The sequence below is a fragment of the Bombilactobacillus sp. ESL1094 genome (assembly GCF_058107425.1).
Map to the genome: position 1 here is coordinate 351,149 of NZ_JBYLUM010000001.1, position 24,458 is coordinate 375,606.

The 24,458-nt window shown below is 36.3% G+C and carries 27 protein-coding genes; 5 read left to right on the forward strand and 22 right to left on the reverse strand.

The genetic code is table 11. The features are described from left to right. Positions 1–20 precede the first annotated feature (20 nt). From AC3B5S_RS01840 to AC3B5S_RS01890, 11 genes are all read right to left on the reverse strand, one after another. Positions 21–1,064, reverse strand: a complete 1,044-nt coding sequence (locus AC3B5S_RS01840) for a glycosyltransferase (RefSeq protein WP_489769107.1) — start codon at positions 1,062–1,064, stop codon at positions 21–23. A 10-nt stretch (positions 1,065–1,074) separates the two neighbouring features. After that, positions 1,075–2,127, reverse strand: coding sequence for a glycosyltransferase (locus tag AC3B5S_RS01845; protein WP_489769108.1), 1,053 nt, complete (start codon positions 2,125–2,127; stop codon positions 1,075–1,077). A gap of 1 nt (position 2,128) precedes the next feature. Next, a complete protein-coding gene (locus tag AC3B5S_RS01850; protein WP_489757342.1) occupies positions 2,129–2,827 on the reverse strand; it encodes a sugar transferase in 699 nt (232 codons plus the stop codon). Positions 2,828–2,858: 31 nt separating this feature from the next. After that, positions 2,859–3,704 (reverse strand): LCP family glycopolymer transferase, encoded by an 846-nt coding sequence (locus AC3B5S_RS01855; RefSeq protein WP_489757341.1) that lies wholly within the window; start codon positions 3,702–3,704, stop codon positions 2,859–2,861. A 47-nt stretch (positions 3,705–3,751) separates the two neighbouring features. Beyond that, the gene (locus tag AC3B5S_RS01860) at positions 3,752–4,456 is read right to left on the reverse strand and encodes a CpsD/CapB family tyrosine-protein kinase (RefSeq protein WP_489769110.1); all 705 of its coding nucleotides are present in this window, start codon (positions 4,454–4,456) and stop codon (positions 3,752–3,754) included. A gap of 27 nt (positions 4,457–4,483) precedes the next feature. Then, entirely contained in the window at positions 4,484–5,206 is a 723-nt protein-coding gene (locus tag AC3B5S_RS01865) for a YveK family protein (RefSeq protein WP_489790008.1), read from the reverse strand. Positions 5,207–5,622: 416 nt separating this feature from the next. Continuing rightward, complete coding sequence (locus AC3B5S_RS01870) at positions 5,623–6,024, reverse strand: DUF1149 family protein (RefSeq protein ID WP_489790009.1); 402 nt, start codon at positions 6,022–6,024, stop codon at positions 5,623–5,625. 11 nt (positions 6,025–6,035) lie between these two features. Further along, on the reverse strand, positions 6,036–6,545 hold the full coding sequence (gene trmL / locus AC3B5S_RS01875) for a tRNA (uridine(34)/cytosine(34)/5-carboxymethylaminomethyluridine(34)-2'-O)-methyltransferase TrmL (RefSeq protein ID WP_489790010.1): 510 nt from the start codon (positions 6,543–6,545) through the stop codon (positions 6,036–6,038). Positions 6,546–6,848: 303 nt separating this feature from the next. Next, positions 6,849–10,127: a pectate lyase-like adhesive domain-containing protein gene (locus tag AC3B5S_RS01880; protein WP_489790011.1), complete on the reverse strand. Its 3,279-nt coding sequence runs from the start codon at positions 10,125–10,127 to the stop codon at positions 6,849–6,851. 369 nt (positions 10,128–10,496) lie between these two features. Continuing rightward, positions 10,497–11,660 (reverse strand): AI-2E family transporter, encoded by a 1,164-nt coding sequence (locus AC3B5S_RS01885; RefSeq protein WP_489757335.1) that lies wholly within the window; start codon positions 11,658–11,660, stop codon positions 10,497–10,499. Positions 11,661–11,670: 10 nt separating this feature from the next. Next, positions 11,671–12,030, reverse strand: a complete 360-nt coding sequence (locus AC3B5S_RS01890; RefSeq protein WP_489757334.1) for a PTS glucitol/sorbitol transporter subunit IIA — start codon at positions 12,028–12,030, stop codon at positions 11,671–11,673. Positions 12,031–12,123: 93 nt separating this feature from the next. Here AC3B5S_RS01890 and AC3B5S_RS01895 point away from each other — a divergent pair, with 93 nt between their 5' ends. Beyond that, positions 12,124–13,143 carry a lactonase family protein gene (locus AC3B5S_RS01895; protein ID WP_489790012.1) on the forward strand — a complete coding sequence of 340 codons (1,020 nt, stop codon included), beginning with the start codon at positions 12,124–12,126 and terminating at the stop codon, positions 13,141–13,143. Between the two features lie 25 nt (positions 13,144–13,168). After that, a complete protein-coding gene (locus tag AC3B5S_RS01900) occupies positions 13,169–13,996 on the forward strand; it encodes an undecaprenyl-diphosphate phosphatase (protein WP_489769113.1) in 828 nt (275 codons plus the stop codon). A 60-nt stretch (positions 13,997–14,056) separates the two neighbouring features. On the opposite strand, the gene AC3B5S_RS01905 is transcribed toward AC3B5S_RS01900, so the two are convergent. The 3 genes from AC3B5S_RS01905 to yjbM are packed head-to-tail and all read right to left on the reverse strand — an operon-like array spanning position 14,057 to position 16,393. Further along, the gene (locus tag AC3B5S_RS01905) at positions 14,057–14,941 is read right to left on the reverse strand and encodes an RluA family pseudouridine synthase (protein WP_489790013.1); all 885 of its coding nucleotides are present in this window, start codon (positions 14,939–14,941) and stop codon (positions 14,057–14,059) included. Continuing rightward, on the reverse strand, positions 14,941–15,738 hold the full coding sequence (locus tag AC3B5S_RS01910; RefSeq protein ID WP_489790014.1) for an NAD kinase: 798 nt from the start codon (positions 15,736–15,738) through the stop codon (positions 14,941–14,943). Before AC3B5S_RS01910 ends, AC3B5S_RS01905 begins: the two co-directional genes overlap by 1 nt. Then, positions 15,716–16,393 (reverse strand): GTP diphosphokinase, encoded by a 678-nt coding sequence (gene yjbM, locus AC3B5S_RS01915; protein WP_489769116.1) that lies wholly within the window; start codon positions 16,391–16,393, stop codon positions 15,716–15,718. Before yjbM ends, AC3B5S_RS01910 begins: the two co-directional genes overlap by 23 nt. 297 nt (positions 16,394–16,690) lie before the next feature. On the opposite strand from yjbM, the gene AC3B5S_RS01920 reads away from it, so the two are divergent. Then, positions 16,691–17,317 (forward strand): DsbA family protein, encoded by a 627-nt coding sequence (locus tag AC3B5S_RS01920; protein ID WP_489757328.1) that lies wholly within the window; start codon positions 16,691–16,693, stop codon positions 17,315–17,317. Here AC3B5S_RS01920 and AC3B5S_RS01925 read toward each other — a convergent pair. The 4 genes from AC3B5S_RS01925 to AC3B5S_RS01940 all read right to left on the reverse strand — a co-directional run bounded on the left by AC3B5S_RS01925 (position 17,268) and on the right by AC3B5S_RS01940 (position 20,261). Beyond that, positions 17,268–18,176: a competence protein CoiA gene (locus AC3B5S_RS01925; RefSeq protein ID WP_489790015.1), complete on the reverse strand. Its 909-nt coding sequence runs from the start codon at positions 18,174–18,176 to the stop codon at positions 17,268–17,270. The two genes, AC3B5S_RS01920 and AC3B5S_RS01925, sit on opposite strands and share 50 nt — an antisense overlap. 88 nt (positions 18,177–18,264) lie before the next feature. Then, on the reverse strand, positions 18,265–18,906 hold the full coding sequence (locus AC3B5S_RS01930; RefSeq protein ID WP_489769118.1) for an adaptor protein MecA: 642 nt from the start codon (positions 18,904–18,906) through the stop codon (positions 18,265–18,267). Between the two features lie 74 nt (positions 18,907–18,980). After that, positions 18,981–19,382: a transcriptional regulator SpxA gene (gene spxA, locus AC3B5S_RS01935; RefSeq protein WP_489757325.1), complete on the reverse strand. Its 402-nt coding sequence runs from the start codon at positions 19,380–19,382 to the stop codon at positions 18,981–18,983. A gap of 141 nt (positions 19,383–19,523) precedes the next feature. Then, the gene (locus AC3B5S_RS01940) at positions 19,524–20,261 is read right to left on the reverse strand and encodes an MBL fold metallo-hydrolase (RefSeq protein WP_489774833.1); all 738 of its coding nucleotides are present in this window, start codon (positions 20,259–20,261) and stop codon (positions 19,524–19,526) included. A gap of 27 nt (positions 20,262–20,288) precedes the next feature. On the opposite strand from AC3B5S_RS01940, the gene AC3B5S_RS01945 reads away from it, so the two are divergent. Beyond that, a complete protein-coding gene (locus AC3B5S_RS01945; RefSeq protein WP_489757323.1) occupies positions 20,289–20,702 on the forward strand; it encodes a hypothetical protein in 414 nt (137 codons plus the stop codon). Positions 20,703–20,770: 68 nt separating this feature from the next. Here the strand turns inward: AC3B5S_RS01945 and AC3B5S_RS01950 are convergent, their stop codons facing one another. Further along, positions 20,771–21,184: a CopY/TcrY family copper transport repressor gene (locus tag AC3B5S_RS01950; RefSeq protein ID WP_489790016.1), complete on the reverse strand. Its 414-nt coding sequence runs from the start codon at positions 21,182–21,184 to the stop codon at positions 20,771–20,773. A gap of 119 nt (positions 21,185–21,303) precedes the next feature. Here AC3B5S_RS01950 and AC3B5S_RS01955 point away from each other — a divergent pair, with 119 nt between their 5' ends. After that, on the forward strand, positions 21,304–21,834 hold the full coding sequence (locus AC3B5S_RS01955) for a DapH/DapD/GlmU-related protein (protein ID WP_489769120.1): 531 nt from the start codon (positions 21,304–21,306) through the stop codon (positions 21,832–21,834). A gap of 126 nt (positions 21,835–21,960) precedes the next feature. Here the strand turns inward: AC3B5S_RS01955 and ptsP are convergent, their stop codons facing one another. The 3 genes from ptsP to AC3B5S_RS01970 form a co-directional block, all read right to left on the reverse strand. Next, on the reverse strand, positions 21,961–23,694 hold the full coding sequence (gene ptsP, locus AC3B5S_RS01960) for a phosphoenolpyruvate--protein phosphotransferase (RefSeq protein ID WP_489790017.1): 1,734 nt from the start codon (positions 23,692–23,694) through the stop codon (positions 21,961–21,963). Next, positions 23,694–23,960, reverse strand: coding sequence for a phosphocarrier protein HPr (locus AC3B5S_RS01965; protein WP_489757319.1), 267 nt, complete (start codon positions 23,958–23,960; stop codon positions 23,694–23,696). The genes ptsP and AC3B5S_RS01965 overlap by 1 nt, the downstream gene beginning before the upstream one ends. Positions 23,961–24,096: 136 nt before the next feature. After that, positions 24,097–24,282: a hypothetical protein gene (locus tag AC3B5S_RS01970; protein WP_489757318.1), complete on the reverse strand. Its 186-nt coding sequence runs from the start codon at positions 24,280–24,282 to the stop codon at positions 24,097–24,099. Positions 24,283–24,458: the final 176 nt, after the last annotated feature.

The window sequence follows — 24,458 nt, forward strand, 5'->3', positions numbered from 1 at the left end:
CTGCTGACTGCAGCAAAATTTTATTGATAAATCTGACTAAACTGCTGTTGAAACCGATCCAAACGGTTAATTTGCTGAGCTTTTTGCTGGGCTGCTACAGCTTTAGAATGGTACAAAGTCGGTGATTGTAAGAGCTGCATAATAGCCGTTACAAATTCTGCCTTCGTCTGCACTAAAGCTCCGCAAGTGGAATCAACAATTTCAACAAGCCCCCCAACCGGTGGAGCAATCACTGGTTTGGCCAGTAACAAACTTTCCAACGCCACTAAACCAAAACCTTCATAATCAGAAGTGATGACTAATAACTTAGTAGCATTAAGATATACATACTGATCTTTTTGAAAGCCCAATAAAGTAATATTATTTTGCAATCCTTCTTGCCTAATCATTTTTTGTAATTGCGTCATTAAAGGCCCTGAGCCTAACATTGCTGCTTGCAAATCAGGCTTTCTTTTAACTAGTTCTGCCATAATAGCGACAAATTTCAAAGGTTGCTTAGCCGCCACTAATCGTCCAATAAATAAGCAATCCCACTGCTTCTTCAGTGTTTGAGCAGACTGTAATTGTTGCTTAATGCTTTGTGGATTAATCACATTTTCAATAGCTGTAAATTTATCAGTAATCAGTTTCTTGAATAAAAATTCATCTAAAACAGCTTTTGACACTCCAATCACTCGGTCGTAACTCAAACTACTCACTGCATATAATAATGACCGCCACGTCAAATGTGTCATTTGGGGATCATTACTATGCAATTGGGAAATAATTTGAATTTGGCTTTGATGACAATAATGAGCATTGGCTGCTAAACACAAACTGGCGACCACATCATGACCTTGGACAATATCTGGCTGATATTGTTCAATCACTTGCCGGACAATCCTAGGAGTTAATTGCTGAACAATAATATGTTGAACATGAGCTGCACTTAAATAGTCATCAATTACTCCTGATGGTGAAACATAAGCTTGCTGATAGCCAGGAACTAAGGTGCAAATATTTAAAACCGTACTTTCCAAGCCACTAAAAATATTTGTACGCACAAAATGTAGAATCTTTTTCACAATAGTTTCCTCATGAATTATATAATTGGTAATATTTTTTAACCATCCGTCGTACATCATAATTCTGCAGCACGCTTTTTTGGGCAGCTCTACTATATAAATCAGGTTGCTTTAATAACTCGTTTAATGCCGCCACAGCTTGCGGTAAATCGGCAACCACCAAGCCTGTTTGCTGATCCTGAATCACTGCTTGATTACTAGCAATGTTACTGACTATGCAGCTATTCTGGCAATACATCGCTTCTAATAATGCCAATGATAATCCTTCCCATTTAGACAATAAAATGAAAATTGACGTTTGTTTGAGAATAGCCAATACTTGCTCGTGCGCTAACCAACCTAAAACTTGAATATTTGGCGCCGTTAATTGTGACTTCAAGGGTCCATCACCCAACCACAAAAACTGTTGTTGCGGAAACTTTTGCGCCAACTGATTAAAAAACTTCGGATTTTTTTGTTCACTAATGCGCCCTACCGTTACAATCGCATGCTGATATGGCAAATCAGTTGGCTGAATTGGATCAATTGCTTGGACGTCAATACCATTATTGATACATTGTACATTTTTAGTAACTTTTTGAGCTTGCTGGTACTCACTGAAACTCACCGTGACTGTTTGCACACGTTTGCGGTATCCTAATAATTTTTCAGCCCAAAAATATAAATTTAATTGGGGCTTTGACTGCGGTGCGTTTAAAAAACTATAACCATGTGGTGTGTAAAAAATTTTGGTTTGTGCATTAAATGGTAACAAGCGACCTAAAAAGCCCGCCTTAGAAGAATTCAAATGTACAATATCGGGCTGTAAAGTTTTAAGTAGTTGATACAAGTGACAATATGCGCGACTATCGGCTATCAAATTTAAACTGCGTTGAAAGTCTTTAATTTCAATTAATTTGATCTGACTTGAAAACAGATCAGCCACATTCTCGGGTGTTTGCGCGCGGCGACCATACAAAATGATAATTTCAAAATCTCCAATTAACCCTTGCGTTAACTCCCGTAAAAAAGTTAACACCCCGCCACCAAAAGATTCCACAATATAAACTAATCGTCGTTTCAACTTAATAAGCTCCTACGTGTTTAATGACACTGATAATACTTTTCCAAAAAATCCAAAAATCAAAGCTAAAAGAGGCATTTTTAACGTAATATAACTCCAAGGAACAGCGTCTGGGATAAGGAATATTACTGCGGCCACAAGCCTGCCAATATCCTACAATCCCAGGGCGCATCGACAGTAATTGTTTAATTCTTTGGGGCGTCCGATAATTCCGCAATTCTGATGGAACTAACGGTCGCGGACCAATCAAACTCATTTCACCTTTTAAAATATTCCAAAATTGTGGTAGTTCATCTAACGACCACTTACGCAAGAAAATTCCCACTTTAGTCACGCGTGGATCTTGCTCAATCGGAATTTTATAGTCATTAGCAACATACAATTGATTTAATTGCGGATCATTTTTCAATAATACATCGGCACCAACAACCATTGTTCTTAATTTATAAATCGTAAATAATTGGCCATTTTTACCCACACGCTGTTGCCGATAAAAAATGGACTGGTAGTCACCATGCATTACATAAATTAATTTGATAATTAGCGCCGCTATTACCAGGACTAGTAGACCAATAATTGCAAATATAATATCGCATAATCGTTTACTAATTAGATAAAATTTAATATTTAATCCTTTGTCAGAAGTATTCCATGTTTTTGTCGTCAGTTTAAATTGTGGCTTAACTTTACGTTCCTCCACTATTTTCTTATTCCCCTTTCATCAGGTTATACTATTTTAATTGTTGTTTTAATGCTTGTTGCACCTGTAATTTGACCGTCTTAGAACTAGTAGGCAGTAATTGATACTTTTTGACGTGTTGCGTAACACCACGATAATGCAGTGTCAAATGTTGAAAGTCGGCAAATGTCAAATTAGTTTGGACATTATCTTCCAAACTATTGAGCAGGTCTGAATAACTAGTTAAAGTTTGGGGCTGATAAATTTTCCGAATCAAAGCTTGAACAACTTGATCTTGACGTTGTTGACGTACAGTGGCACCAACGGCCACATAACGGATTACTTTTTGACCATCAAAAGGCGTTTTTTGTGGAGCCGATTGCCCCGTTAAGGATAAGTAATTCATTTGAATGCCCCCAACGTTATCTACCAAGCGACCTAAGCCCGGTAAATTTAAAGCAAAGTAATAATCTACTGGAATTTTTAGGTAATTTTGAACTAAATTAATGACCAAGTTAATATCTTTTTGATTGTAGGCTTGTCCTAACAAAACTTTTTGCTTTTGCGAAGAAACAGCAATTTTTTCACTTAAACTAGTCAAGGTCACGGTTTTAGTTTGCGGATTCAAAGTTGCTACAGTTAGCGAAGGCAGAGAACTGTGGCTCACCTTGCGCGAATTATTAATTCCCAATAGCAAAATAGAAATTGGTCGCTGTTGTTTGATGGTTGACTGAGTCGTATGTCGTAAATTGTGCGCAGCTTTAGGATGATAAATATTTTTACTAGCAGAATAAACATCATAATATAATTGTGCGGCGTAAGTGACACTACCAACAACCACTAAACTAATCACTATGACAATAAAACTTTTCAACCAATGTTTGACTTGTTTACCCATTATTTTACCTTCCAATCAATTTAACAATTGTGAAGCTATTGTAGATTTTAACCGTAGTAATACCCAGATTGTGCTTGCATAGCATAGTCATTACAAATTACGCCAAAGATTGTGGAGTGTACTAAATTCAAGGTTTCTTGCGCTTGCATCAATGATTTTTTAGTAGTCATTCCCGGACGAACCACTAACAACGAGCCTGTAACTTGCCGCGACAAGATTTGTGCATCTGTTACCGCCAAAACAGGTGGAGCATCAAAAATTACCAAATCAAACTTAGTTTCCATTTGCTGCACGAGATGCTGCAAATTATTGGAATTAAGCAATTCTGCTGGATTAGGTGGCCGAAAACCACTAGTAATTAATGATAAGTTGGGAATTTTAGTTTCTTGAATACAGTCAGTTAGGCTAACTTGATCAACTAACAAATTGCTGAGTCCGCTTTGATTATTGATGTTAAAAGTCCGATGTACCGTTGAACGGCGCATATCCGCGTCCACTAATAAAACGCGTTGTGCTGCTTGCGCAAAGACCACTGCTAAATTAGCAGCCACTGTGGACTTACCTTCACCTAAACTTGGAGAAGTTAACATCATGGAATATAAAGGGTGATCTTTAGTCGCAACAAATTGTAAATTAGTTCGAATCGTACGAAATTGTTCCGTGATTGGCGATTGCGGTTTAAAAAAGCTAATCAAACTCACTCCATTTAATTGCTCTCGATCATGAGTATGTGATCTGTACTTCTTAAACATCAATTCACTCTCCTATTGTGAAATAACTTAACTATTTTTGAGTAAAGATTCTTGATTTTCAGACAATCGTAATTGCTTTTTGGAAATTTTCGCAACCCGCCCCATAATTGGTAATGCTAATTCTTGTTTGATAAATTGTTCGTCCTTCACCGTTTGATCGGTTAATTCCAAAAGAATACTTAAAAAGAGCCCTGACAATAATCCCAGGAAGCTGCCTAAGCCTAGAAATAACATTTTAGGAGGAAAAGTCGGCTTCTGGGGTAATTTAGCTTGTGAAATAATTGCAATCTTATCTACATTTAAGTATCGTTGAACATTTTTTTGAAACATCTGTGCTAATAAATTAGCTGTTTCCGTTGCTGCAAAACGATCTTTATCTGTTACTACAATGCTAAACATCAGTGAATTAGGTGCTTGTTTAATCTTAACTTCTTTTTTCACCTGCGCACTACTGCGATGTACGCCTAATTGATCAAGGTGGGTTACCGTTTGTTCAAGTACCACATCCCCCGTCACAAACTCCTTATACGTATTAACTAATTGCAAATTATTATTGACATCATTATCTGTTTGCTGTGACTGATGAGGTAAAGTTGCCACCACTTGTGTTTGCGCTTGGTACTGCGGTTTTAAAATTACAAACGTTAAAATAGCCGCCACGCCCAATCCGACAATGACACAATTAATCAACATTTGCCAATGTTTTTTAATAATTAAGTCTAAACGAAGTAGATTAATTGTTGGATTCAAATTCCTACCTCCCTTATTAAGAATGAGACCAAAAGAAATTTTTAATGATTGATCCAAGTAATAATTTCTAAAAGTCTAAAGTCGATGTCTTGCTAAATTCAAGCATTTAATTACAGTTAATAATTTTGTGTCGATACCGGTATTGTCGACTGCTGAGCGATTTTTACCTCTAACTATTGTAGAGTTAACACTAAATTAATACCTAAATTATACTATAATTTATATTAACAATCACTAAAACTGCTTATTTCTGTTAATTATTTTATTTAAAATCTTTTTTACTTTTTTCAAATCAATATTGTTAAAATAACTCTCAAAAACCACAAAAAAAGACCGATTATCACGCTTAACTTTAAAAGTTTTACCACTTTTAAAGTTAAACATGCCTCAGTCTTATCAACTTATTATCAACTTAATTAATTATCCTGAATTTCTCCTGAACCAAAATCCGCCTGAAAGTCCAAATGATAACCATGTTCTAAAGTCAAAGCCGTCACTTGATAAGTAATGGTTTGAATTTGTTCAATCATCGGTTGTGATAATTGTGCAACCATTTCCGGTGTTATTTCTGATAGCTCACCTGTAAAATCAGGCAATTGAAAAACTTGTCCAATTAATCCAGAAACGGCAAATTTCGCTTGAGCTGGATGAACATTAAACGGTGTTAAAATTTGCACCATTTTCCCTGATAATTCTTCACCATCGGCTACCGGATAATCTTGAACTTGAACTTGAATGTCCGTTTGTGGCTCAGATTGGGGATCAACTAAATCATAATGAAACGATTGCACAACAACGGGTCCTGTGTTAACTTTCATACTCACATCTCCTAATGTAACTTATCATGTTCATAACGATGTGTTAATTCTAACCCAGCAAAATGCTGTTGTCGAACTGCTTCATAAATTACCAAAGCACAACTATTGGACAAATTTAAAGCCCGAATGTTTTGAGTCATTGGTATTCGCAGGCACTTTTCAGGATTATCGCGCATAAATTTTTCCGGCAAACCCGTCGTTTCTTTACCAAACAAAAAATAATGATCCACATCCGTATTGGAATAATCAACATCACTGTAAACTCGATCGGAAAACTTGCTAATCAAATACAAATAACGTTGATCGGGTACACTAGCCAAAAAGTCGGTTAAATCATCATGCATCACCAATTTAACCTTATCCCAATAATCCAAACCGGCGCGCTTCATATGCTTATCATCTAAACTAAATCCTAATGGTCGAATCAAATGCAAGACAGTATCGGTCCCCGCACAAGTTCGGGCAATGTTGCCAGTATTAGCTGGCATTAACGGTTCAAAAAGTGCAATATGATTAGTCATGTATCAAAGCTTCCTTTATATCAGTTTTCTACAAAAAAACGCATCCCCTCGGCAAATGCAGCAAGAAGATACGTTAAATTACTTCTGATTAAGCTCTTTTATCAAACCAGGTCTGATAAAAGAGTTTAAGTTAAGTCCACGTTTAATAATATACAACTTATTTAATAGACTGACAAGTCAAAATGAGTACTTAACTAACTAAATTCCGATAGAATTCAACTTGTTTTCAAAAAATATACTTTAAAGTGGCCATAACTGTCCAGTATTATTAATGAATAATTAGCCTTGAACAGAGCAGTAACCTTAATTAACGCTGTTGGTCAAAGACCAAGCTAAACAACCTGTATGATTTTTTGTAGGCATCGTTGTGGCAGCACTAACATTTTTTAAATATGGCCCTTGAGGAACATTCTCCATCGTTTGCGGATCAATCGTCCATGAATGGGAAATATCTAAAATATTATCGACAATTGGTGGCTGATCATTTTGGAAAATTGCTAATGGCGTCGTCGTAATTTGTGAACTAGCTAGACCTTCACCATAGTATAGGGGCAAATTAGCCGTCCCCAAATCATCCCCAACTTGATTGTCCAGCTTAACGTTAACTGCCCAATTCGTTGCTTGATGATCCGTATCGGTTACCGCTAAATTACCATCTAATGCAGTAATGGGAATATTATGATGATCATTAGCACGCTGCTGACCAAAATCTAATTTGGTAGGCACTTGCAGCGTCAATTCTCCCTTCACCGCTAAGGTCGTTGCTCCGGGCAAAATGGTATCGTGATAAGTCACTGTCGTCTGCGGATTAGTATTATTGGCTGCATCAGTTAACAGAACTTGCAGTTGATCACCTGAATTCAAACCGTGCAATCGCTCTAAACGCCACTGACCCGCGCTATCAACTTGCGTATTCTCTGAAGGCATCGACGAATATTTAAGACTACCATCAGCGTTTAAAATTCGCCACGAAACGATTGCATTAGCAGCCGCTGTCCCCGTCAATTCAGTCGTGGAGGGTACAATTTTTGTCAGATTAGTGGCGGTTTGATTGTTCGTTAAGGTCGACTTGGCGGATAAAACTTTGGCTGGTAGTGGTGGTGTTTTATCAACGACAGTTTTTTCACTATCATCAAAATCTTTTTGTGGTTCGGACACAATGGCACTTGAACTATAATGTCCGTTGTCATAAGTACCATTTCGCCAAACTCGTAAAATCTTAATTTTCGTTCCTGTCGGCAGTAGTTGCAAATCAGGCGCAGCAATTTTCATCACGCCCTTAATTGTTGTTTGATCATAATAAGTGTCTTGTAGTGCAGAAGTCCCGCGCAAAATTTTGACGGTGCCATCAGGTAAAGTAACCTGTAATTCTGCCTGCACTTCATTATCTAAGCCCGGTCTTAAGGCATCGTTCTCGGCGGGAACTTGCGCTTTGAGCCAAATATATTTATCAGTATTGGCTGGATCAATAAACTGATTATTCGTATCTTGTAACCAACTCACTTTAGCGGGCGTGACGTTAGCTGTCATCCGCGTAATTTTATTCAATCCTTTAGCACCACTTTTAGCCAATGGAGTTTCTAAATATTGTTTAAAATCAGCGGCTTCTGTCGCATCGCTGTCAGAAGTTGGAACTACAACTTCAAATAATTTGGCAAACAAACCAGATGTCGATTGATAACTAGCACCAACGTGTTGCCAATTTCCCGAAGGATTGCCATTGATGTCACTATTACTGTCCCAAACTTGTAAAGGTAAAGCATTATGTTGAAAAGTACTGTTCTTAGAACCATCAAACAAGTAACTATTACTACCACTTGGAGCTTGATTTTGAAAATCAAAGTAGCGCGGATACGGCATATTAAATGTTAATTTTTGCCCACTAGGAGCAGAAAAAATTCCTCCCTTCGGATAATTACCGCGCGCTACGAAGGAAATCTTATCATTAGCAGTATCCCCTGCATCAATTTTTAACGGTGTCGAATTCGTCATAATGGCAGCACCACTTTGAGCAGCAACCAAAACTTGCGAATTAGGATCTTTTAAAACAAAAGAATTATACGGATCAACGGTGCCATCAGCTCGAGCATCGCGATACAAAATACCTTGTCCACCAGATTCACCTGCACTAGGCGTTCCTACCGCATTATTATTATGCAGATTAAACTCGGCTCCTTGGGAAACAGAAATTTTATTACCCATTCCGTACATCCGAATACCGGGCGGATTGTCCCCTTTACTATTCACATTTTGATAATTTTGATTAACATTGACTTTCGCATTGCCCTGAATATCAAAGAACATGCCGCCAGTCCAAATAAAACGCACCGCCGGATTGGTCGAATCACCACCACCGCCTTCGCCGCGGGTAGCATTCAATGTCGTCGTTTGATCATTGGCAGCACCAGTAACTTTAAACTGACTATTATTGCCTGAGATACTGATCGCAGAACCATTAATATTTTTAATCGTTAAATTGGAACCACTGGCTAATGTAAAGAGTGAATTAGCTCCATAGATTCGAATGACTCCAGATTGATCCAAATTTCCTGCATTGTTATAAAGAACATTAATTTTGGAATGATCATTAATATTCAGATTTAGACCAAAATAATTGCGTTGCGTGGTATTATCATTGGCACTATTTAAGAATAAATTATAATTTTTAGTATATAAATCACTTGCTTGAACAGCGGCAATGGTCGAGTTCTTGATATTAACTGTTTTATCAACACTTAAATTACTATTCATATTCGGGAACATGATATAATTATTAGCTTGAATTTGTAACTTACTATCATTGATAGTTAATTGACTACCACTAGAACTATTCATCACAATCGCATAATCGTTAGTATTACCAATACTAGTTTGAACCAGATCGGCACTCACTTGTTGTGACACATTAGCATGATCAAAAGTTAGTTGAACTGGCGCTTGGGCTTTTTCAGCTGTGTAAAAGCCGCCATTAATAATGGTACTGTTCGTATTAGTATTATCCATATCCGCCGGTGAAGCATTAGTTGTCAGATTGGTATCTTGAACCACCAGGTTTCCTTGAGTGGCTGTAAAACAATAATAAGTAGCAGCACTAGTATGATCAGAAACCACATTAGCATCTTGCACCGTGGTCGTCCCCTGAGTTAATGAGATGGTTTGCTTGGCAGTATTGATTTGATAATTGTTAAAATTAATGGTTTTATCAGTCGTAATGCTCGGCGAAGAAGTAGCTGTTAAATTATTCGTTAAAATAATGGTAGCTACTTGTGGGTTTTGAACCTGTTCACAAAATTCTGCCCAAGTACTAACACTCACAGTCGTGGCATCTGGAATTGGTGTTTGGTGCTGTGTTTTATAACTTAATTTATTAGTTAAGTCAGTTGTGAAATTCGTTTGCATTTGCAATAAATCACTATAATCACTACGCAGTAAATTCTGACTCCAATCACCTGTGACTTGATTACTACGACTTAAGCCAACTGGTAAACCCTGATTTTGAATTAACTGCTCTAATGCAATACCTTTAAGCGTCTCCGCTCGTAACGTGGTTGCGTAAAAGACACTTTCAACCATAACTATCATTAAAATCAAAAACTTGATATGACGTCGATCAGCGCATTTTGTGATAAAGAAACCTCCCAATGATTCATCTACAAAAACATCACGCTAAGTATAACTTTCAGCTAATATTTTATCAATTTCTTATTATAAATAATAAATTCCTAACAAATCTGTAAAAAACATTTAACTCATACTAACCAATCAGTTTTTTTAGTTTAGTTTAAAATTTTAATTAAAATTTAGCTTTTTTAAGGCTAAATTTTCGAATTAGCCTCAATAAAAAAACTAATTTGGAAAATTTTATCCAAATTAGTTAAATTCATGAACCTTTTTTACATAGCTGTGCTTAGTTATAAGCACAAGTTTGTTCTTGCATTATTTGTTCTTGCATTAATGGGAATCTTTTGGCTGTTGTGTTTCTAATAAATTTTCATCTTGGTACCAATTAGAATTAGTTTCAAACCAATTAAATGTTTTAGTGAATAGAATTTTTAAAATAGCATACATTGGAATGCCTCCAATAACTCCTAATAAACCAAACATTCCGCCTGAAACCAATAATACAAAGATCGTCGTTACTGGATGCATATTCATTTTATTGCCCACAACTAACGGTGAAACCACGCGCGTTTCAATAGTTTGTTCAATAGCAAAAATAATAATTACACTAAAAATCATTCGGTGTCCGGATAATAAAGCCAGAATCACCGCGGGCAATAAGCCAATTGCCGAGCCGACATAAGGAATCAGATTGCAAATTCCCGCAAAAATCCCTAACAGAATACCATAAGGCATGCCCACTATTAAATAGCCAACACTAAACATCACTGCGACCCAGAAAGCGACCGTTAATTGTCCACGAATATAAGAACTAAGTGCCGCATTGATTTCGCTTAAAGTCTGTGCTGTCGCTGCTTTTAAGCGATTAGGGATAAATTTTAAAATTGCTGGTTTAATTTTTTGATCATCCTTCAGTAAAAAGAAGAGGACAAACGGTGCCGTTAAAAAGATCATGATCACATTGGAAATAACTCCTAAAGCCGAAGTAAAATTATTCCAAGCCGTATCAAAAGTCCCGCCCAAACTGTTCATAAAAGTATCCGAAAATTTACTCCAAGATAAATTATCTTGCAGATGCAAATTTTGTAAATGCGGCTCATGGCTAATTGCATTAATCGTATGTTGAATTAAATGCCAGTAGGCCGGCAAGTTTTTGATTAAAGATGTTGCCTGACTCTGTAAAATTGGGATCAATGTCAAAATTGCCCAGACTAAGATACATAAAATCACTAAAAAAACGACTGCAATAGCTACAATTCGATTCAAATGCAACCGCCGTTGCAAAAAATTGGTCAACGGCTTAATTAAATAATACAAGATCATGGCCACAATTAAAGGTGGACAAATAATTCCTAAAATTTGCCACAATGGGCGAAAAACATAACTAATTTTAGCAAAAACCGCAATGATCAAAAATAATAAGAGTACATTCAGTAAAACCACTGTAAACTTATTATTTAAAAACCATTTTGTAAACCAAGTTTTTTTTTTCATACTTACCTCATTATTGTTCATAACAAATGATAGAGCCAACTTGTAGCTTTGGCATTGTACCTGTTACATAAACACCGTTAATCTGGGGATTACTGGGAGCTTTTTGGAAATACAAGATCGTATGACCAATGGCTCGCAATTGATCGTTGACCTGTTGACCAACCGCTTGAATTGTAAAACTGTGGTGATCAATCATTATCTTTTGTCCTACTTGTAAATTTAACAATTGCTGCTGTCCCGCGGCAAACTCTTGAATCAGAGCAACTTTGCGCAAATCCAAGGTTGCACTGGAATTGAATAATATCAAAAAATCATCACTCGAATCAAGTGCTTGTGGACCAATTTCAGTTATTTTTGCTTTGATTTCCATATCTTTTACACTCACTTTTATGATAAATTACTATAATACTACCAGCATTTTAATGGAAGTTGTTATAAAATGTTGTTCAAGGAGGTTTTCTTCATGCAAGAAAAATTATTAATCGGTGGTTACACAAAACAAACCAGTCAGGGAATTTATCAATTAGAATTTGATACACAAAAAGCTAGCCTGTCTGCAGCTCATTTAGCTGTCAAACTACAAGGACCAACCTACTTTACAATTTCTAATAATAATATTTTATATTCCATTGTTCAAGATGGCGACCAGGGCGGGATTGCCGCGTATGATCTCAATAATAACTTTAACTATCTGGGCAGTGCCCTACAAACTGGAAGTTCACCGGCTTATGTGGAAGTAGCTGAACAAAAACAATTAGTTTTTTCCGCTAATTTTCATACTGGAATTGTGACAATCCATAAAATTAATCCCGACAAAACTCTCACCATTACTGATACCATTCAATTAGAAGGCAGTAGTGTTAAACCAGAACAAGAAGCAGCTCATCCGCACATGGCTCATCTCACACCTGATGAACAACTAGTTGTCTGCGATTATGGTACAGATCAAATTACTACTTACCAAATTGATGATCAAGCACACGCTACATTAAATAGTACCTTTACTGCTCCTGCTGGTAGTGCGCCGAGACATTTGGTCTTTAACCCGCAACATCCTGATTTAGCTTATTGTATTTGTGAATTAAGTTCTGTGGTTTTAGTTTTACACTATGATCACGGCCAATTTAATTTATTAGATTCCTATCACTTACTACCGCAAGAATATTTAGGTGAAAATACTGCCGCTGCTATTCGCATCAGCGCTGACGGTCAATATCTCTATACTTCCAATCGGGGCCACAATTCCCTAGTTTCATTTCGGATTAGTGCTGATGGTAAGAAACTGGAACATTTACAAACCATCAAAACACAGGGTGATTTTCCGCGTGATTTTTGCTTAGATCCTACGGGCCAGTTTGTTTTAGTGCCGCACCAAAAATCCAATGACGTTACGATTTTTAATCGTGATTTAGATTCCGGTCAATTAACTTTTAACAATCACGATTGTCAAGTTCCCGAGGGTACTTGCATCAAATTTTACTAATCACTAATCTGAAACGAGGAAACTGATGTTAAACATTTTTAAAGCCATTATTTTAGGCATTATTGAAGGAATTACAGAATTCCTCCCTATTAGCTCCACGGGGCATTTATATTTAGCTAATGAATTTGTTAAATTAAAGGAATCCACCGCCTTCATTAATATGTTTATGGTGGTGATTCAATTAGGCGCCATCTTGGCCGTGGTCGTAATTTACTTCCATAAATTAAATCCTTTTTCACCCACCAAAGATAATCAGCAAAAAAAATCAACTTGGGTTTTATGGTTGAAAGTATTACTAGCTTGTTTGCCTTCTGTCATCATTGGCCTACCATTAAATGATTATATGGACGAACATTTTAATAACTGGCAAGTTATTTCTGCCACTTTATTAATCTATGGGATTTTATTTATTATCATTGAAAATTGGAACAAAAAACGTCAGCCTCGGTTAACGAACTTGGATAAGTTACCTTATTCGATTGCTTTAGCCATTGGTGTCTTTCAAGTTTTATCATTAATTCCCGGAACCTCACGCTCCGGAGCAACTATCTTAGGCGCCATTTTAATCGGCACTTCCCGCTTTGTGGCCACAGAATTTTCATTTTTCTTAGCTATTCCAACAATGGTTGGTGCTAGTGGTTTAAAACTGGTTAAATATTTTTTGCATGGTAATACTTTTACTGTCATGCAAACTAGTGTCTTATTAGTCGGCACATTGGTTTCATTTATTGTAGCTTATCTATCAATTAAATTCTTACTCAACTACATTCAAAGAAACGATTTTAAAGCCTTTGGCTGGTACCGAATCATCTTAGCAATCATCGTTATTGGTTACTTTGGCTTTTTGAAATAATATTGTTGATATTAAAAAGGTTGCAGTTTTTAACCTGCAACCTTTTTTCATACATAAAAATTAACTTTTGCTGACTAAACGAGTTAAATCTGAAGGTAATGGGGCCTGAATAACAAGCTGTTTTTGCCCAATTGCATCAAAGAAACTTAACTTTGAGCAATGTAGTGCCTGTCTTTTAATTAAAGGACTAGCTCCCCCGTAAGCTTGATCACCTAGTAGCGGATGCCCAATTGCTGCAAAATGAACACGGATTTGATGTGTTCGCCCCGTAATCAGTTGCACTTTAACCTCCGTGAAATCCGACATACGATGCAATACTTGATATTTGGTTAAAGCCCATTTTCCCTGTTGGTCGACACAACGCAAATTATGATTTTTAGGATCTACACCAATTGGTAGATCAATTTCGCCTTGATTAGCAGATAAGTGTCCTTCTATTAGGGCTATATACTCTTTGGTGATACTTTGTGTGCGAAACTGTTGATCAATTAAGTGATGTGCATAAGCATTCTTAGCAAATGTCAAAACGCCTGAAGTATCACGATCTAATCGGGATACCAAGTGAATCACATCATTGACTTGGTGCGTTCTTTGTAAATAAGCCTTCACCAAATTAGCCATTGTTACAGTCGTTAACCCCTTTGCAGGTAACGAAGCAATCCCGGCTGGTTTATTAACTAATAAATAGTTATCATCTTCATATAAAACTGCCAGTGCCCCTGAAATGGGTTGAATTTGCTCGGAGCCTTGTTCAGTTGGTAAAGTGACAATAATTTCATCACCCACTTTGACTTTAAAGCACCAATAACGTCGTTTGTGGTTAACGTAAACATGTCCTTGATGATATTGAATTTGTTTGAGTTGCGTTTTAGAAAAGCCTTGTTGCTGTAAAAATTGTCGTAAATTTTGTTCATTAGAACTGGTCTTGAGCCACCGATAATTCATTAACTACCATCCGTTAAAAATGCATTCCGTACTCGTTGCCAAAAATTCTTGGTACGATAAGATGCAATTTGAATTTTTTCATCTGCAATTTGGTATTGAGTTTTTTCAACTAAATTTTTATCATAAGCCAAATTATCTACGGTCAAAACATAATCAGTTGCCATCTGTGGTACCACGGTAATCACTTGACCTTTAGGCAAAATTAAAGGTGAATTAACGGTCCGATAAACACGATTATTAATCGGTGCTACTTCATTAAACTGCATCACTTCTAAATTAGGATTAATAATGGCGCCACCAATAGACTTTGCATAAGCTGTCGAGCCTGTAGGAGTAGAGACCGTGATACCATCTCCGCGAAAACGTTCAAATAATTGACCGTCAATTAAAATGTCAGCGCGCATCGTTTGAGAAACCCGTTTCAACTGCGATTCGTTTAACGCCAAAAACTGTCGACGACAACCATTCGTATACTGTATCTGAACTTTTAGCAATGGATAAGTAACCACTTGTTGGGGTCCTTGTAAAATTTGTTCCACTAGTTCATCTACTTCAGAATCTTTCCAATCAGTATAAAAACCTAAGTGTCCCGTATGAATGCCAACAAATTGCACTTGATCTAATTGCTGGGCGAATTTATGAAAAGTACTCAAAAAAGTCCCATCGCCACCAATTGTAATGACTAGGTTTGGGTCTTTTTGAGTAATTACTACTCCAGCTGCTAATAACTTAGCATTTAATTGCTGGGCCAATTTTCGCGATAAATCTTTAAAATTATTTTGAATCCACACCTTCATGTGGTTGTTTCTCCTTTGATTGCTTCGAATTATTAAATTTTTGATTAGCAAAATATTTAGGGGCATCTTGAATTTCTTCACGGATTTTAGACATTTCTTCATCCAACATGAAAGATGCTTCTGCAGCCCTTTTTAAACGCGAATTAATATCTTCTGGAAAATCTCCTTGATATTTGTAATTTAAAGAATGCTCAATTGTTGACCAAAAGTTCATAGCCAATGTACGAATTTGAATTTCTGCTAAAATTTCCTTCACACCGGTGGCTAATTGGACTGGATACCGTAAAACCACGTGATAGGAACGATAACCACTAGGCTTACTGTTAGTTACATAATCACGTTCCTCAACCACCGACAAATCCGTACGATTATGCAAAATATCAACTACTTGATAAATATCTTCCACAAATTGGCATTGAATTCTTAAACCAGCAATGTCCTGCATATCCTGTTCCAATAATTCCGGTGTGATAAACCGCCGTTGCATTTTTTCTTTAATACTGGCTACAGTTTTTACCCGGCCCGTTACGTATTCAATTGGCGAATGTTCTCCTAAATTGATAAATTCTTTGCGCATACTACGTAATTTGATTTTTAATTCGTCAACTGCTTGTTCATATGGCAATAAAAAAGTATCCCAATTTTGATCATTCATTTTAATCACCTCGCCCGTTTAACTATAACATAATGCTTGTCATTTCCAGTTTAAATTTATTTTTTATTTGAAAAGACTGCAATCCGAACATTATTTTAATTCCTACCAAATAAGTCCCTTGGTTCTATCATCCTAAAACTCCAGCTTTTACGTTAAAGTTCGTTTTTTAAACATCCAAAGCTGTTCAAAATCGCGCTTCACTGAACTTTTGAAGGCTTATTATTTGAAAAATATTTCAGATCTGGTATCTTAATTTATATATGTTCTAATTATGGGGTTTTAGGAGGTATTAGCAATATGTGGGAAGTATTTGTTTTTGTTAATCCGATTGGTCAACGTTGTTTAAAAACGGAACAATTAATTATTGATTTTGCTAAAAAGCATCACATCAATGCACATTTTAAGTTTGTCGCTTTAAACAATTTTTTATCAATGGATCATTATTTAAAAAACAATAACTATAACTTACACGACATTAATCTGCGCAATAAGTTAACCGATGATGTTTATCAAGCAACACTTTATTATAAAGCAGCTACTTTTCAAGGCAACAAAAAAGGCCGCCAATTCTTAATTAATCTTCAACATGCCATCAACTTTCAATCGCAAAAATTTACGATTCAGTTAATGCAAGAAATTGCTCAAAGCGTTAATTTAGATTGGCGTACAATGGTTAAAGATACTAAAAATGAATTAACCTTGAGCCAATGCATTGAAGATCAAAAAATTGCTTCTGAATTAGGAATCAATGAAACACCGACAACGGTAATTTATGATTATTCTCAAAATCAAGAAGCCCAAGCCTTTTGTTTGAAGAATTGTTCACCGATTGAATTGACGACAGTCTTAAAATCATTAATCTCTGATACTGAGCTTAATGATCAACAAATTGCTGCCAATCCTGTTTTGCATTTAGTAAAGTAATTTCTGAATTAATTAGGGGAAAATCAGAAAGAGCTTGAATGTTAAAATGATAAACTAATGGCAAATAACAACCTAGGTATTTATAAATGGGAAACACCGTCTGCGACGGTGTTTTTTTGACCCAATCAAGCAAGTTTTGCTGTTGTTGATAACACCAATTTTGAAATTGAATAAACTGCTGGTCAGGATAACGACAGTGTGTCAGATACCATTGTGACCAATCAATCGTAGCAATTTGATAATGACTAGATGGCCTTTGAAATTGTAACAGTTGCGTCCAGGTATAAATCTTTTTCATTTGCCAAAATAATTGTCTACTACTCGGATTCAAAGCAAAATGATAACACAACCGCAAAAAATCTTCTCGTGGTAATTTATACAAAATGTAATATCCCCACTGCTGATTAAAACTCAATAAACCTTGGCTGTGTGTTAATTGATTTTTCAACCGGTAATGTCGCGGTCCAAAAATCCACAACGGATGTAACCCTTTTTTTAAATACTGCTGTTGGCGTGTTGCTAATTCTTGCGAACTAATGGGCGAACATTGATATTCCACTGCTAACCGAAATTGATGGTTATAAGCATAGACATCAATGCGCTGCTTGGGATCTATAACATATTCTAATTGAACGGTAAATTGTTCACGCAACCATTGCGCTAACCATTGTTTACCTTGCAGATGGATTGGCGTTTCATTATTTCCCGCATGTGAAACCACATGTCGAAAATAAGGTCGCTGCTGCTGGCGCACAACTAATTGTACTGGTTGATGACATTGCGGACAAAATACCGCTTGTGGTGCTTGATATTCGGACGCATATATTAATTCTCCGGCTTGATTCTTTGCTACTAACATATAATTAACACCTTATTTTAATTACAAAAAAGATACTAGTTTTAATTTGAATTAATCAAATTAAAACTAGTATCTTTAAGAGAATTATTTATGCAAAATAATAACGTGTTAATTCCAATGCAGATTGTTCCATCACTAAATGACCATACTCTGACAACATTGGCTCAGACACATTAGCCAATTGGCCGTATTCTTTAGCCAAGGCAATAATATCAGCAACACTAACGCTACGTAATTGATCAGTATAGATAATTAATTCTAAATAATATTGACCTTGAAGTTGGTACAAGTTACTAACAACCGAATTAACTCGTAAAGCTTTACTTAATTCCACGAAATCTTCGAACTCAGAAAAACTAAAAATAATTGTTTTTATTGGGTCATCAAGATTAACTAAATCATCATTGGAAGAATCTGTTTCTGTGGGATTAGCCACAACGTCTAATGCTTGCAAAAGATCATGGTCTTCTTCAGTATCTTCTTGTTTTTGATCAGGAACTTTAGTTATTAATAACTCTAAGCCCTTATGACTTGGAATAACCTGAAAGGTAACGGTCTGATCTTTAACAAATGTATGAGTTGTATCTACTTCTTCTAAAATATTATAAAAGAAACTCTCAATTTGCTTGCGATTACCTAATAAATCTAGAACCGTTACTCCACGTTCCTTTAAGTCATGACTTTCCAATGTTACTCGAATCATGTTTTCATTAACGTGTTCCACTTCCATGGCTGACCCACCTCACTTATTAATTTATTCTAACAGGCATCACCAGAAAGTAAAAGGTTAATCTGAAAAATTTACTAATTAAATGCTTGCGCACGTTGTAGTTCTCGTAATTCCATTACCCGAATTGCTCTTGGCAAAAAGCGGCGAATTTCGTCTTCATTGTAGCCCACTTGCAAACTTTTCTCATCCATCATAATTGGACGTCTTAATAAGCCTGGATTTTTTTCAATTAAACTGATTAATTGATCAACCGTTAAATCATTTAAGTTAACATTTAAAGCCTGATAAGCTTTAGAACGCTTGGAGATGATTTCTTCGGTACCATCTTCAGTTAATTGAAGAATTTTTTTAATTTCATCTTTTGAAAGTGGTTGTGCAAAAATATTTCGCTCTTTATAAGGAATATTATTGTCCTCAAACCATTTTTTGGCTTTCCGACAAGAAGTGCAACTTGGAGATGTGTATAAGGTTACCATATAGAATTTCTCCTTTTTTAAATAATTTAGCGATTATTTTTAATCACAATTCAATTATAGGTAAGTCAAAATTTAATGTCTAGCTTTCTGCTTAGCTGAGGGCTTAACTACAACGAATCAGCAATCTTTGTCGGAATAGCCCTAATCAATTACCTTGCGCCAGCCAGTATTGGCCCGAGCAACCGGAATCTCACCAGCGGCTTGTTGCGTCTCAGCAACTAATTTATCTAACGGATAATTTTGTGGTAAATGAGAAATTAATAAGGCATCTACTTGAGCATCATGGGCCAGCTGTCCTGATTGAGTAGAAGTCATGTGCCACAATTGCCCTGTCTTAGCTGTTCCAAAATTAGTATCGGTAATCAATAAATTAGATTTTTGAGCAAAAGTAGCTAGATCAGCAAAATAGGCCGTATCAGCAGTAAAAGTCAGCACTTTATTTTGCGAATCAGTAATACGAGTTGCAAAAGTTGGCACTGGATGAATAGTTTGTTTAAAATCAAGCGTAAAGGGACCCAAGTTTAACGATTGCAACGGCGAATAAGCCTTTGCTTGTGTAAAATTACCAAATGTTAAACTAGCAAAATTCAATGGGTCTTGAGTATGACCATAGATGGGCAAAACAGCTTGTTTTTTGGTTCCTTCATGTAATTGCCAATAATATTGTAAAACACCAATATCAGCAATATGATCATGATGATAATGAGTTAAAACTACCGCATCTAACTGCAACGGATCCAAAACATTTTGTAATGAATTTAAAACACCACTACCGCAATCCAACAGCAAGTTATAGCCCTGGTCTTGTAATAAGTAACCAGTCGTTGCTTGTTGACGGTATGGATAACCGCCATAATAACCTAAAACTGTGATCTTCATTATTTACACCTCATAAGGAGAATTAATATGTCCAACATTAAATTAATTTTTGGTACGCAATCCTTTTTAACCACATATTTGAATCAGAATAGTCTATTTGCACATAATGTGCAACACCCGCATGATTATTTATTAATTCAAAAAAATGTCGCGCCGACACAAAAAAATGTCTGGCAAACCGTATTTCCACAAGCTAAGCTCACCATTGCAACACACTTTTACTTGGCTTTTATGCAGTTAAATACAGACAATCGGGCACTTTTAATTAATCAAGCGGTCAAGTTACCTAGTCATAGTATCTTGTACCAACAACTTGAACAACCAGAACTGTTAATTATTACCTCACATCCTCAAATTTTACAAACAGTCAGTCAATTACTAAATATTTCCGTCAAGCAACTCAATGCTTCTTTAACTGGCTATCTCCAAGTTGGGCAATGACATCAACGTAAAAACAATTAGTTGTCAAATATGCCAGCTGTTCTGCTAATTAAATTCTATGTTAATTACTATTTACAATGTGCAGCCTTTAAACAATTACAAGCAATTGTCTGTGGCGCGGTCTTTTCTTTTTGTGACAATAATTGTTTTAGTGCTTGAAGATCTGCTTGGCTCAAATTAATTTGCTTCACCAAATTAATTAAGGCCGCTCCCTGCTTCATTGCGCAAAGATGCTGAAACAAATCAACAACCGCTTGATTCATCATTTGTTCTTCTTGAACTAACGGATAATAAATTTGCGGACGATGCGACTTATCAACCCCCACTACCTGCTTTTTAGTTAAGCGCGTAATCAAGGTTTTAATGGTATTAGGTTGCCACTTAGTTTGTTCCAAGTTAAGTACGATTTCATTAGCTGATGCCGATTTTAAAGTCCATAACACTCGCATGACTTCCCATTCTGAATTGGAAATACTCTCCATTAACTTTTCTCCTTCAAATTATCATTGTCAATTAACAAGCTGGCGCTCTCATAGTCTCATAATTAACTTGCAATAGTTCCTTAAACAATTATAATAGCCTGTAAAAAAAGGATATTGCGATGTCACTATTAGATTTTACCACTCCTGAATATCAAGCAACTTACCGGCCTGCAATTGACCGTAACATGCAACTAGTACAAGAATTAAATACCGGTTCAAGATCTCAACAAGAGATTCATAAATATTTATGTAAAATTACCGGCCACACAGTTGATCACAGTGTCTCCTTGAAATTGCCCTTTTATACGGACTTTGGAGGCAATATCCATTTTGGTAAAAATATTATTATTAATACCGGCGTAATGTTTACTGATTTGGGTGGTATTTTTTTAGAAGATCATGTCATGATTGGACCCCGAGCATCATTAATTACTGTAAACCACTTAACCGATCCTAGTCAAAGAAATATTTTAGATTTAAAACCTATTCATCTACAAAAAAATGTTTGGATTGGTGCCAATGCTACCATTTTACCGGGTGTGACCATTGGCGAAAATTCTATTGTTGCTGCTGGTGCAGTAGTTAATCATGATGTACCTGCCAATCAAATGGTTGCTGGCGTTCCGGCTAAAATCATCAAAACATTGTAAGGTTTCACATCTAATTGTTTTCCACTTTCTAATTCGATCAAATAAAAAAACTAGGCCAAAAGTTGTTCTCTACAATTAAGTAGTCTCAACTTGATCCTAGTTTTTTATTTGCTATTAATTAAATAATTACTTACGATGTGTCGCAACAAAATCGTTAACTAACTTTTCATTATCCGCATTACTTAAGGAAACATTCAAAGCTTGATTGACTAAGTCTGATAACTCTGTCGTATCCAGATGCTTCATCAATGAACGTACTCGTAAAATGGAAGTAGCACTCATTGAATATTCATCTAAGCCCATACCTAACAATAATGGTACCATGACAGAATCGCCAGCTGCTTCACCACACATACCAACCCATTTGCCTTCTTGATGGGCCGCTTTAATCACATGATTAATTAAGCGTAAAATAGATGGGTTGTATGGTTGATAAAGATAAGAAACGTGTTCATTACCGCGGTCAGCAGCCATAGTATATTGAATCAAATCATTCGTTCCAATACTAAAGAAATCAACTTCTTTAGCAAATTGATCTGCTAAAACGGCCGCTGCTGGAATTTCAATCATGATTCCAACTTCTAAATTGGCATCAAATGGAATCTGCTCAGCAGTTAATTTATCCATTTCTTCTTGTAAAATACCTTTAGCTTGACGGAACTCTTGAAGAGTAGCAATCATTGGGAACATAATCCGCAACTTGCCATAAGACGAAGCGCGTAGCAAAGCCCGTAATTGTGTCCGGAAAATATCTTGACGATCCAAACTAATTCGAATAGCCCGATAACCCAAGAATGGATTCATTTCTTCAGGCAATGGTAGATATGGTAAATGTTTATCACCACCAATATCCATTGTCCGTACAACAACTGGTTTACCATCCATACCTTCTAAAACTTCTTTATAAGCTTCAAACTGATCGTCTTCAGATGGTAATTCGGCAGAATCCATATACAAGAATTCAGTCCGATACAAGCCAATTGCTTCCGCACCATTGGCCTTGACACCAGCTAAATCTTTTGGTGTTCCAATATTAGCTGCAATTTCAAAATGCTTCCCATCAGCAGTCACGGTCTGAGCACTCTTGAGCTTAGCCCATTCTGCTTTTTCTTCAGCATACTGATCAGCTAAATCTTGGTAGTGTTTAACGTCGTCAGCGCTAGGGTTGATGACAGCATCACCGTGAACACCATCAACAATTAATTCATCGCCTAACTTAACATCCGCAGTAATCGTATCTGTACCCACAATGGCCGGAATTTCCAACGAACGTGCCATAATAGCTGAGTGCGCAGTCCGTCCGCCGATATCAGTAATAAAAGCTTTAACATACTTTTTATTTAACTGTGCTGTATCACTTGGCGTTAAATCGTGTGCAACGATAATAACTTCGTGATCAATCAAGGCCGGATTAGGTAATTCAACCCCTAATAAATGACTCATAACGCGCTTCGAAACATCGCGTACATCAGCCGCCCGTTCTTGCATGTACTTATTATCAGTCATCGCTTCAAACATGGCGATAAATTTGTTAGAAACATCACTCAAAGCTTGTTCAGCATTAACTTTATCGTCTTTAATTTGTTGAGCAACTGCACCCGTAAATTCGGGATCAGCTAAAATCATTTTGTGGGCATCGAAAACTTGAGCTTCTTCTTCACCCAAAGCCTCTTTAGCAGCATCTCTAATTGTTGTCAATTCAGCATCAGATTGCTTGATCGCAGCTTGCAAGCGTTCTGCTTCAGCTGTTGTATCAGTCACTGTCTGCTTTTTAAAGGATAAATCAGGTTGCACCAATAAATAAGCCGGTGCATTCGCAAAACCATCACTGGCAGCAATTCCCTTTAAAGTCTTCGTCATTAGTCTGAAAGTCCTTCTTTAGTCATGGTTTCGGAAATAGCAGTGATTGCTTCAGCAGCATCATCACCATCAGCGGTAATCGTTACATCAGCGCCTTGACCAACACCAAGAGACATCACACCCATAATAGATTTCAAATTAACTGTCTTACCATCATATTCTAAGTTAATGTCAGAGCTAAACTTGCTAGCTGCTTGTACTAACATTGTTGCAGGACGTGCATGAATTCCGGTTTCTGCAATTACGTGAAAATCTTTCTTTTCCATATTTAATAACCTCTCTTTAAGCCTAATTTTCATTTTGAGTGAAAAGGGTTAACTTAACATCAAAACTACATTACCATTATTCAAAATACAAGGCAAGTTTTTTCCAATAAAATTCCGAAGCCATCAGCCTTAATAACTAATTGCTTCCGTTTTCAGAAAATTTATATGTGACACGCCCATTTCGATGTGCAGAACCAATAATTTGTTTATGCTGAGGACAATTTAGCCACGCTTGATTAAATTCAAAAAAATGTTCACTATCAACTTCTATTTGATCAATTTTTCCAGCAATTAAATCTAAAATTTCTTGTTCGTAATCCATTTTCTACCTCACAATGCAAAATACTTTAATAACTAAATCATTCCTTATATACTGTGTTCAACATGTAAAGTCAAGTATTTTTAAACAAAAAATTCATTTTTTTGTTTTTAGCACTTGCATGTTGAGAGTGCTAATTGTATAATTCACATTGTACTAATAATTAGTACTCAATCGTC

Bases quoted from the DNA above. Each gene is read 5' to 3' on its own strand.
- AC3B5S_RS01855 (WP_489757341.1), bottom strand. From the start codon at position 3,704: ATGGGTAAACAAGTCAAACATTGGTTGAAAAGTTTTATTGTCATAGTG.
- AC3B5S_RS01860 (WP_489769110.1), bottom strand. From the start codon at position 4,456: ATGTTTAAGAAGTACAGATCACATACTCATGATCGAGAGCAATTAAAT.
- AC3B5S_RS01870 (WP_489790009.1), bottom strand. From the start codon at position 6,024: ATGAAAGTTAACACAGGACCCGTTGTTGTGCAATCGTTTCATTATGAT.
- trmL (WP_489790010.1), bottom strand. From the start codon at position 6,545: ATGACTAATCATATTGCACTTTTTGAACCGTTAATGCCAGCTAATACT.
- AC3B5S_RS01880 (WP_489790011.1), bottom strand. From the start codon at position 10,127: ATGATAGTTATGGTTGAAAGTGTCTTTTACGCAACCACGTTACGAGCG.
- AC3B5S_RS01885 (WP_489757335.1), bottom strand. From the start codon at position 11,660: ATGAAAAAAAAAACTTGGTTTACAAAATGGTTTTTAAATAATAAGTTT.
- AC3B5S_RS01890 (WP_489757334.1), bottom strand. From the start codon at position 12,030: ATGGAAATCAAAGCAAAAATAACTGAAATTGGTCCACAAGCACTTGAT.
- AC3B5S_RS01895 (WP_489790012.1), top strand. From the start codon at position 12,124: ATGCAAGAAAAATTATTAATCGGTGGTTACACAAAACAAACCAGTCAG.
- AC3B5S_RS01900 (WP_489769113.1), top strand. From the start codon at position 13,169: ATGTTAAACATTTTTAAAGCCATTATTTTAGGCATTATTGAAGGAATT.
- AC3B5S_RS01905 (WP_489790013.1), bottom strand. From the start codon at position 14,941: ATGAATTATCGGTGGCTCAAGACCAGTTCTAATGAACAAAATTTACGA.
- AC3B5S_RS01910 (WP_489790014.1), bottom strand. From the start codon at position 15,738: ATGAAGGTGTGGATTCAAAATAATTTTAAAGATTTATCGCGAAAATTG.
- yjbM (WP_489769116.1), bottom strand. From the start codon at position 16,393: ATGAATGATCAAAATTGGGATACTTTTTTATTGCCATATGAACAAGCA.
- AC3B5S_RS01920 (WP_489757328.1), top strand. From the start codon at position 16,691: ATGTGGGAAGTATTTGTTTTTGTTAATCCGATTGGTCAACGTTGTTTA.
- AC3B5S_RS01925 (WP_489790015.1), bottom strand. From the start codon at position 18,176: ATGTTAGTAGCAAAGAATCAAGCCGGAGAATTAATATATGCGTCCGAA.
- AC3B5S_RS01930 (WP_489769118.1), bottom strand. From the start codon at position 18,906: ATGGAAGTGGAACACGTTAATGAAAACATGATTCGAGTAACATTGGAA.
- spxA (WP_489757325.1), bottom strand. From the start codon at position 19,382: ATGGTAACCTTATACACATCTCCAAGTTGCACTTCTTGTCGGAAAGCC.
- AC3B5S_RS01940 (WP_489774833.1), bottom strand. From the start codon at position 20,261: ATGAAGATCACAGTTTTAGGTTATTATGGCGGTTATCCATACCGTCAA.
- AC3B5S_RS01945 (WP_489757323.1), top strand. From the start codon at position 20,289: ATGTCCAACATTAAATTAATTTTTGGTACGCAATCCTTTTTAACCACA.
- AC3B5S_RS01950 (WP_489790016.1), bottom strand. From the start codon at position 21,184: ATGGAGAGTATTTCCAATTCAGAATGGGAAGTCATGCGAGTGTTATGG.
- AC3B5S_RS01955 (WP_489769120.1), top strand. From the start codon at position 21,304: ATGTCACTATTAGATTTTACCACTCCTGAATATCAAGCAACTTACCGG.
- ptsP (WP_489790017.1), bottom strand. From the start codon at position 23,694: ATGACGAAGACTTTAAAGGGAATTGCTGCCAGTGATGGTTTTGCGAAT.
- AC3B5S_RS01965 (WP_489757319.1), bottom strand. From the start codon at position 23,960: ATGGAAAAGAAAGATTTTCACGTAATTGCAGAAACCGGAATTCATGCA.
- AC3B5S_RS01970 (WP_489757318.1), bottom strand. From the start codon at position 24,282: ATGGATTACGAACAAGAAATTTTAGATTTAATTGCTGGAAAAATTGAT.